This is a genomic window from Flavobacterium sp. UBA7682, from assembly GCF_002482945.1.
Taxonomy (GTDB): domain Bacteria; phylum Bacteroidota; class Bacteroidia; order Flavobacteriales; family Flavobacteriaceae; genus Flavobacterium.
The window spans coordinates 1-3,063 of record NZ_DLGY01000043.1; the positions used below are offsets into that span (position 1 = coordinate 1).

Annotated in this window: 1 pseudogene; it reads left to right on the forward strand. The window is 38.4% G+C overall.

The window, feature by feature from the left end:
• Positions 1-139: 139 nt before the first annotated feature.
• A pseudogene (locus B3C16_RS12210) lies at positions 140-3,063 on the forward strand (SprB repeat-containing protein); the annotation flags it as partial.

Here is a 3,063-nt window from a genome sequence, read left to right on the forward strand (position 1 = left end):
TGTTTAATTAATGTAACGCTTTTTTTTAAAAAAAAGAGGGGGAAGTCTCTTCAATTCCCTCATTGAGGGGGCGGCCCTCTAATAATCTAGGTGTGGATTTTTGACATTTGTGATTTAGTCAAACTGTCAATTTATACGCATGAAATCAATTTTACGTTATTTCTTTTTATTTACAATTTGTTTAACGATTTTAGTTTTTACAAAAGTAAGTGCACAAAATACTACAGGTTCTTCTTGGTCAAAAAATTTTAGTTTTCAAAAATCATTTATTGAGAACAGGGGACAATTTGTTATTCCTAATTCTTTTGGTAATCCTGCTGAAGTTTTATTTGCTGTAGATCATGGTGGCACTAAAATTTATTTTACCAAAAAAGGTATAACATATACTTTTTTACAAACATCTAAACAACCTAAGGATGAGCGTGAAAATGATAAAGATTATAGAGAGGTGTTTAGTAGTGCAGAAGAACATGCTCTTCATGAAAAAGAGGAGCATAAACTGGACACAAAGACCGATCAGGTAACTATGCTTTGGCAAAATGCTAATGATAATGTACAGGTTGAGGCAAGTGGTTTAACGTCTGATTATCACAATTATAGTTTTAAAGAATCTTCCGGTAAACTAAAAAACTTAAGTTACATAAAAGGTTATAAAAAAATAATCTACAAAAATATTTATCCAAACATTGATATTGAATATGTGTTTGCAGAAAAGGGGGGATTGAAATATTCTTTAATTCTTCATCCAGGAGCTAATCCGTCTCAGGTAAAAATGGTGTACGATAATAATGTTTCTCTTTCAAATAACGGGGAAATACATATTGAAACTAAACTTGGGGATATTATTGATCACGCGCCGTTTACTTTTTACGAGAACAATTCTTCTTCTGTTATTTCTTCTAGTTTTATTAAATCAGGAAAAACGGTTTCGTTTCAATTAGATAATTATGATAATACAAAATCAGTAGTGATTGATCCATGGACTCAAACTCCTGCCTTTACAGGCAACTGGGATTGCGTATGGGAGTGCGAACAGGATGGGGCAGGAAATGCTTACCTCATTGGTGGTACCAGCCCTATGCAATTAAAGAAATATAATTCGACAGGTGTTTTACAATGGACTTATAATACTCCTTATGATACAACTGCCTGGCTTGGTACCTTTGCAGTAGATAATGCCGGAAATTCTTATGTGACTCAAGGCTCAGCAGCACAAATTGTCAAAGTTTCTCCTGCAGGCGCAGTAATTTGGAATAATACCAACCCAGGAGGATTAAATGCTCTGTCAGAATTATGGTGTATCACCTTTAACTGTGATCAAACAAAACTCATTATCGGTGGCACTGGTGGTAGTGGTTTCCCTCCCTCTCCAAGACCATACATTTATGAATTAAACATGGCCAACGGCAATAGTGTTAGTAATTATCAGCTTGCAGGCGGAGGGTTTCTCGGTTCAGAAGTAAGGGCAATAGCGCCAAGTGGAAATGGGCGTTATTATTTTTTATCACATGATACAATTGGGGCTATCAATCAAAATTTTTCAAGTTGCTCCAATCCTATTCCTTTTAAAAACACTAATTCATATAATCTAAGTTATCAATGTGAAAACTTTAGATATAATAATACCGGAATAGCAGCAATTAAAGCAAATACCTCTTTTGTCTACACTCATCGAGGTGATAGACTGGATAAGAGATCCTTAGGAAACGGTGCCATTCTAGCATCTGTAACAATCCCAGGCGGAGGATTTGCATCCAGTCAAGTACAAGCAAGCGGCATTGATTTGGATGATTGCGGAAATATTTATGTTGGTTCAAAAAATGCGGTTTATAAATTCGATCAAAACTTAACTCAATTAGCTTCTTACCCTACAACATATAATGTATATGATGTACATGTAACAACTACTGGTAATATCGTTGCCTGTGGTTCAACAGGAACTTCCGGTTCAAGTTCCCGCACAGGTACATTGGAGTATATAACTGCTGGTGCATGTAATACATTAAGTCTGACATGTTGCGATGCAAATATCTGTAAGCCGGCTACAAAATGTATTAACGATCCGGCTTTTAACTTATCTGCTGCTACTCCTGGAGGAACATGGAGCGGAACAGGTATTACCAATGCTACAAATGGTACTTTCAATCCTGCAACTGCCGGGGTAGGAACTCATATTATTACCTATAGTTTAGCTTGTGGGTCAAGTACTACAACTGTAGTAGTAAGTGCTTGTGTGCCTTTAGCAGTATGTAATAATGGAAATGGTTTTACGGTATCTGGAGGTACCGGTCCATATAACTGGCAAAGTGGTACTACATCGAGTGGTGGTGGAATTTCATGGACTACTTATGCCACTAACACTATTAGTGTTGGAACACCAACCAGTTTCCCTATTCAGGTAATTGATGCTGCAGGAGGAACATTTTCAATCTCCAGCGCAGCAGCCGTTCCTAATTGTACAAACACAACTTGCCCTACTTTAACTTTGGCAGTCTCTTCGCAAACCAATGTAAATTGTTTTGGTGCAAGTACTGGATCTGCTAGTATTTCTACTTCTGGCGGTACAGGTCCATATACTTATACTTGGTCACCGGGTAATTTATCCGGAGCCAGTCAAACCGGATTAAGTGCAGGCGTTTATACCATTAGTATAAGGGATGCCAATGCTTGTACAGGATCAGGGACTTTATCTATTACACAACCTACAGCCGCTCTGTCTGCTGCCATTTCTGCAACTACTCCTGCGGGTTGTTCAGGCCCAGGCGGAGCCACGGTAACTGCCAATGGAGGGACTTCGGGTTACACATATAGTTGGGCACCAAGCGGTGGAACAACAGCAGGCGTTTCAAACTTAGCAACAGGTAATCATACCGTTACAGTTACTGATTCTAAAGGTTGTACAAGAACAGCAACAACTAGTATCATAACATCGGGAAGCCTCAATATTTCAGTAACTCCAGTTAATCCTACAATTTGTTCTGGTAGTTCAGCTACTTTAACGGCTAGTGGGGCTACTAATTATACATGGTCGCCGGCTGGTTCGCTGAGTGCTGCTAGTGGGTC